The sequence below is a fragment of the Myxococcales bacterium genome, from assembly GCA_012517325.1.
In the GTDB taxonomy this organism is placed as follows: domain Bacteria; phylum Lernaellota; class Lernaellaia; order Lernaellales; family Lernaellaceae; genus JAAYVF01.
On the sequence record JAAYVF010000106.1, the window covers coordinates 44713 to 51087 of the forward strand.

At 59.6% G+C, this 6375-nt stretch carries 5 protein-coding genes; 3 read left to right on the plus strand and 2 right to left on the minus strand.

The annotated features are described in order from the left end of the window. Window positions 1-128: 128 nt before the first annotated feature. Window positions 129-644: a hypothetical protein gene (locus GX444_18330; protein NLH50536.1), complete on the minus strand. Its 516-nt coding sequence runs from the start codon at window positions 642-644 to the stop codon at window positions 129-131. A gap of 49 nt (window positions 645-693) precedes the next feature. Beyond that, window positions 694-1374: a hypothetical protein gene (locus tag GX444_18335; protein ID NLH50537.1), complete on the minus strand. Its 681-nt coding sequence runs from the start codon at window positions 1372-1374 to the stop codon at window positions 694-696. Between the two features lie 308 nt (window positions 1375-1682). On the opposite strand from GX444_18335, the gene GX444_18340 reads away from it, so the two are divergent. The 3 genes from GX444_18340 to GX444_18350 form a co-directional block, all read left to right on the plus strand. Then, entirely contained in the window at window positions 1683-3029 is a 1347-nt protein-coding gene (locus tag GX444_18340; GenBank protein NLH50538.1) for a replication-associated recombination protein A, read from the plus strand. Between the two features lie 71 nt (window positions 3030-3100). Beyond that, window positions 3101-5428, plus strand: a complete 2328-nt coding sequence (locus tag GX444_18345) for a hypothetical protein (GenBank protein NLH50539.1) — start codon at window positions 3101-3103, stop codon at window positions 5426-5428. A gap of 206 nt (window positions 5429-5634) precedes the next feature. Further along, window positions 5635-6375 (plus strand): hypothetical protein (locus GX444_18350; GenBank protein ID NLH50540.1); only part of this gene is annotated, 741 nt, incomplete at its 3' end.

A 6375-nucleotide genomic window follows, 5' to 3' on the forward strand; every position in this document is an offset into this window, starting at 1 on the left:
TCTCCCTCGATTGGAAACGCTCGGATTGTACAATCGCGGCGGCCCAGCGTAAACCGGAGCGGCGCCTCGCGAGTGGCCCCGGTGGCGTCGCGGGGTGACGTGAGGCGTCAGTCACTGGCGGATGTCGTTTAACGAGGCAGGCGATCTTCGAAGAGTTCGATCCTCGCTCCGGCCCGTAGTTCGGCAACAAGTGCGTTGTAACGCGCCCGCTCCTTCTCCAAGACGATCTGCTTGCGGACAATGAGCCGGTACTGATCCGGGCCGAGGTTCGTCTTCCCTTTCAAGTTCCGGTCGAAATAGGCGGCGATTTCCTCATCCGAAACCTCAATCCCTTGGTGAACGCGAGCCGCAAGCACTCGGCGAACCACGTCGCGTTTATCCGTCGCATCGGAGTACTCGCCGGCGAACCGTTGGTTGATCAGTTCCGCATCGATCAGATCGTTTGCGACTTTCCTTACAATCCGGTCAAACGGCTCGCCCGTGCGCATGGCCCCGGCCTCCGCCAACGCCGTTCTCAACTCCGCCAGCGGCAAGGGACGTTCATTGACCGTCGCGAAGGCCATGGTCGCCGTGACCGCAGGGGCATTTATCTGTATGACTACAATGGCAATGCCGATCGCGGACACCGCAACCAATCCGGTCATCGCGAGAATCCGGACCCACCGCAGCGTTTGATCACCCCGCAGTGAATTGTCACATGACTTTGTATTTATGTTCATAAATTTCAAAGATGATTGGGAGGTTGGCGCGGTTCACTTTGACCAGGTGGCAAACATCAATCTCCACTTCTGCACCACCGAAACAATTAAAGTAATACACAAGAGCTGACAGTATCCCCTCTTTCTCGTAAATCCCACAAAAGGTTGTCGATGCACAATCTCCTGATAGCGAGGTTGTTCCCACCAATAAAACGAGTTCCTGCTCGAAATCGACTTCACATTCGTGGCCACTGATGAATACCTCCAATTCTTCCTGAGATTGGATTATTGTTGTGGAAAGATACGGTTGGTAAGCCAGGTGAGAAATTCCTCCTCCCTGCTCTATGTACATGGGAACACCGTCGCACACGAGGGTTTCAAACCCCACCGGTTCACCATAGCCGGCATTCGGCACTTCGTCGCATGAGTCGATCGTATCGTCGCGATGCCAAAGGATGTTTTTCGCCTCGCTTTGAACCAGCGTCAAATTTTCACCGCTTTGATCATCATTGTCGTTGTCATCATTGTTGTCATCGTTATCGTCGTCATCATCGTCGTTAGCCGGCGATTCGTTCTGTCCGTCTTCACTGTCTTTGTTCGAAGAGGAATCGCACGCGGGAAAGAAAAAAAACAGAACCGCCAGCAATGCGGCGATGGTCGGAAAAACCCATTTCATGGCGCACCTCCTTTACCGATAAAAAAGGAGTTGATCGGGCTCGCCTGAAATGTCCGCGTTGACGAGATCGCCGTCCTGAAGCTCGGCCGAGGAGATGGCGGGTAGGATGAAGAAACACATCACGAGTGATGATAACCATATCTTCATGACCATCCTCCAAAATACCTAATCCATGATATAACAAAGCATGAGCATCTCCTGGCGTCAAGGGCGGAAACGAAAGCCCGGAGCGACGCCTCGCGGCCGGGCGTCTGGTCGGACGGACGGCGGCCGTGTTATGGTAGGCCGATCACGAGCGGACGGTATCGATGACCCAGGATTTGTTTGCCACCCCCGAGGATCTCGGCCCGAATACGCCCCTGGCGGAGCGAATGCGCCCCCGCCGGCTGGACGAGGTCGTCGGCCAGGAAAAGGCGATCGGCCCCGGCAGCATGTTGCGCCAGGCGATTCAGGCCGGCGAGGTGCCGTCGCTGATTTTCTGGGGCCCGCCCGGCAGCGGCAAGACGACCATCGCCCGCCTGCTCGCCCAGCACACCGACACCGTGTTCACCGCCTTTTCCGCGGTGCTGTCGGGCGTCAAGGAAGTTCGCACGGTCGTCGAGGAAGCCCGGCAGCGGCAACGTTCCAGCGGCAAGAAAACCATCCTGTTCGTCGACGAAATCCACCGCTTCAACAAAAGCCAGCAGGACAGCTTTCTGCCGCACATCGAGGCCGGCACCATCGTCCTGATCGGCGCCACGACCGAAAACCCCAGCTTCGAGGTGAACGCCGCGCTGCTCTCCCGTTGCCGGGTGATCACGCTGGAAGGGCTGGCGCCGAAAGACATCGAAACGCTGTTGCGCCGCGCCCTCGAGGACCGGCAGCGCGGTTTGGGCAAACGCGGCCTGACCGCCACCCCCAAGGCGCTTGACCACCTCGCCCGGCTGGCCCACGGCGACGCCCGCGTGGCGCTCAACGCCCTGGAAATCGCCGCCGCCGGCGAGCTACCGCTGATCGACGGCAAGCCGACGATCACGCTGGAAGTCGCCGAAACCGCCATTCAGTCGAAGGCGCTGCTCTACGACAAGGCGGGCGAGCAGCACTACAACGTCATTTCGGCTTTCATCAAAAGCCTGCGCGCCTCCGACCCCGACGCCGCGCTGTACTGGCTGGCGCGGATGCTCGACGCCGGCGAGGACCCGATGTTCATCGCCCGCCGGATGGTCATCCTGTCGTCGGAGGACATCTCCAACGCCGACCCGCGCGCCCTGCCCCTGGCCACCGCGGCCATGCAGGCGGTGCACATGATCGGCCTGCCCGAGGCGCGGATCATCCTCGCCCAGGCGGCTTCCTACCTGGCCTGCGCCCCGAAAAGCAACGCCAGCTACATGGGGCTGGAAAAGGCGGCGCGCGACGTCAAGGAAAAGGGCGCCCTCGAGGTGCCAAAGCACCTGCGCAACGCCCCGACCCGCCTGATGAAGGATTTGGGCTACCACGACGGCTACAAGTACGATCACGATTTCGATCACCATTTTTCCGGCCAGCCCTGCCTGCCGGTGGAACTGGAAGATCGCCGCTATTACGAGCCGAGCGACCAGGGCGTGGAGGAACGAATCCGCGTCCGCCTAGAATGGCTGCGCCAACACCGCGACAAACATTCGAAAAAAGCCCCCTGAATCCCCCGTTTTTCCGCCCCGCCCGTTTTGTAGTAGAATAAATTTTTCAACCTTCCGCTCGGAGATCGACGATGAAACGATTGCTGTCGATGGCGTTTTTCTCGGTCTTACTACTAGCCTTGTCGGTGCTGGTCGGTTGCGCGGGCAACGACGACGACGATAACGAAAATCAAATCGTCGATGACGACACCGTCGTCGACGACGACGACGATGATGACGACGACGACAATGACGACGACAATGACGATAACGATGATAACGACGATAACGACAACGACGACAATGATGATAATGACGACAACGACGATAACGACGACAACGACACCACGCCGCCGCCCGATGTGACCAACGAAGCGCGGGCGGCCGGTTTCAAACTCTATTACCAGGAACGGCTCAGCCGCCTGTTGCTGGCCTGGAACCGCTTCGGACTGGCCGGCGACGCGGTGCCGGCGACCAATATCCGCAAGCATTTCATCGCCAAGGACGGTAATGAATTCGAGGTTCAGGCGGGCGAAACCGACAACAACGACCTGGGCAAGTCGATCTGGACGGCGTGGAACGCCTACCGTCATTTCACCGGCCGCGACCTCGAATTGACGCTGATCCGCATGTTCGAGGGCCTCTCCTACTACGAAGCAATCACCGGGCATACCGGGATCACCTCGCGCGAAGTCCTGCCCGGCTGGACGCGGGTCATGGACGGCGTCAGCGATACCGTCACCCGGACGAAATACGGCGACCCGGTCACCCCGCCCGTCGCGTTCTCGACGGAACTGGAAACGGAAATCCTCGACACGTTCTATGACGGCATCGTGATGACCTACCGCGAGAATCCCGGCGAATATTATTACGCGCTCAAGCCGATCAGCGAACTGACCAGCTTCGCCATCACCTATGTCTTTTCCGAACCCGACAATTTCATGCGCATCTCCAATTGCTGCTCGTCGTGGAAAATCTCGCAACTGGGCATTTGGGAAGGCGCCTATTGGGGCAATCACAACAGCCGCGACAACTTCCCCGACATGGCGATCGGCTATCTGGCCGCGCTGGACGCCGCCACCGAAGCCGGGCTGCCCGCCGACCTGCAAACGGCGGTGAACGACGCCGTCGCGGCCGGCCACCGCATCGGCGACCGCATCATCGCCGACGGCGACATCCAGATGACCGTGGCGGAAACGGGCGATTACGACGAACTGATCCCCGGCGGCCAGGTGCGCCCCGACGGCACCACCGAATGGCAGGATCTGGGATCGTTTTCCTCGTGCCCGATGGTCTATCTGGCCAAGGCCATTTCCACCGCGGGCCTGGACGATCCGGTTCCCGAGATGCCGCTGCCCGGCTCGATCGAAATGAGCGCCCTGCGCGAACTGCTGCGCCTGCTGGGCATCACCGACCCGATCCTTCCGATTTTGAACTGCCGGTCGCTCGACGACGCCTTCTTCGGCCTCACCTGGGCCGATTTCCTCTCCGGCGAGATTTTCGGCCGGCCCTGGTATGAAATCGCCTTCGAGGTCGCCGACCTCTTCCCCGAGCTGTTCCCGACGCTCATCGGTTCCTCGGCCGACGATTTCTCGGAAATGGAAATGGGCGCCATGGCTGTCTGCTATTACGCCAAGATCACCGAAAAAACCGACCTCGAACGGACCGCGCGGCACACGCTTTCCAATCTGGTCGACATGCACCGCATCCTGGCCGAACTGGCTTATTCAGCCGCCGCCAGCCCCAACCGGCAAGGCGACGGCACGGAATTCGACGACCTGATCGCCTCGCTGGAAGACCAGCTCTATTACGCCGCGCTGATGGGCGCGCAATGCGGCGTCGACGCCCCCCGCGAGGATTACAACGGCTTCAGCACCGCCGAGGCGCAAAACGCCTATCTGGAAAGCATCCTCGCCCTGGGCGACACCTCGCCGTGGGCGTTGCTCACCGACGAGGACATCCAGACCGCCATCGACAACCGATTGGCCGAACTGGCCGCCGACGAATACTGGCTCTACGATCGCTATTACGAGCGGTTCGGCGACACCTATCCGGTGCGCCGCGCCGGCGACGGCTACGAGGCGATCGGCGCGGACGGCAATTGGCAGGCGGCGGAAAATCCGCGGCATATCCAATTCTCGGCCAGCAACCTGCTGTACGACCTGCCGCTATGCACCAACGCGCCGTGGGTGTTGTCGTGCGATTGGGCGGCGCTCGGCTGCGCCCGGCCGGACCTGGACGATTCGGGCGGCGTTGACGCCGCCGACCAGGCGCTCTTCGACACGGCGATGTCGACCTATGCGGGCGTGCCGTGCGAGGCGGCCAACAATTGGTGCGACGGTGCGGATCTGAATCGCGACGGCGCCGCCGACGACAACGATACGGCCTTCATGACCGCGGCTCAGGGGTGTGTGCGGTAGGGGCAAATCCTCAACACGCAAATATCTTGAGTGAATGACGAAAAATAAGCCTCTTCCCAAGATCTTGGATCGGACACATCCGGTAACAGTTCAATACAATACATCCACAAACTTCCTCCTTTCGCCGTGCCATACTTTATCGGGTTCCGCTGAATTGTTCACGCCATTTCAGCAATAACAACTCGGATCGGCAAAGGAGAACAACAATGGCAAAGGCAAGTTGGATGACGGTTTTCTGCTTACTCATCGGTCTGTTGATGACGGTCGCCGCGATCGGTTGCTCGTCGGATGACGACGACGACAACGACGACAACGACACGGTAGACGACGATAACGACACGACCGATGACGACGACAACGATGACAACGACACGGCCGACGACGACGACAACGACGACAACGACACGGCCGACGACGACGATGACGATGACGATGACGATGACGATGACGACAATGACGATAACGATGACAACGACGACAACGACGATGACGCCTTTTATACCGAGGACTTCGAGTCCTACACTCCGCCGGACCTGAGCGGCAACTGGGAAACCGACACGACCGGCGGTACGGTGAGTGTCGTGGCGCTGGATTCCGGCTCCGGCCAGGTACTGGAAATCAACGATAGCTCCACCAGCGGCGACTACGCCTTGGCCTTCTGGTCCTTCGACGATTATTCGGAATTGCAGACCGCCTTTACCACCTCCTTTGACTACTCCGGCAGTTCCGGCGTGCTCGCCGTGAACATGATGCAGGTCTACGGCGGCAGCTATTACGCCGAAACCGAGTTTTATCTGTATGTCGACGGATCGGCCCTCCAGGCTTACGATCCCACCGCCGGTGAGATAATCGATTGCGGCGTCACCCTCAGTGCCGATACCTGGTACAACATTTCGTTGGACATCATTCCGACGATCGGCTCGGGCAATTACACTCTATCCGTCGAC

Excerpts from the sequence above, each read along its gene's own strand:
- GX444_18335 (NLH50537.1), bottom strand. The coding sequence starts at position 1,374 with ATGAAATGGGTTTTTCCGACCATCGCCGCATTGCTGGCGGTTCTGTTT.
- GX444_18330 (NLH50536.1), bottom strand. The coding sequence starts at position 644 with ATGACCGGATTGGTTGCGGTGTCCGCGATCGGCATTGCCATTGTAGTC.
- GX444_18340 (NLH50538.1), top strand. The coding sequence starts at position 1,683 with ATGACCCAGGATTTGTTTGCCACCCCCGAGGATCTCGGCCCGAATACG.
- GX444_18345 (NLH50539.1), top strand. The coding sequence starts at position 3,101 with ATGAAACGATTGCTGTCGATGGCGTTTTTCTCGGTCTTACTACTAGCC.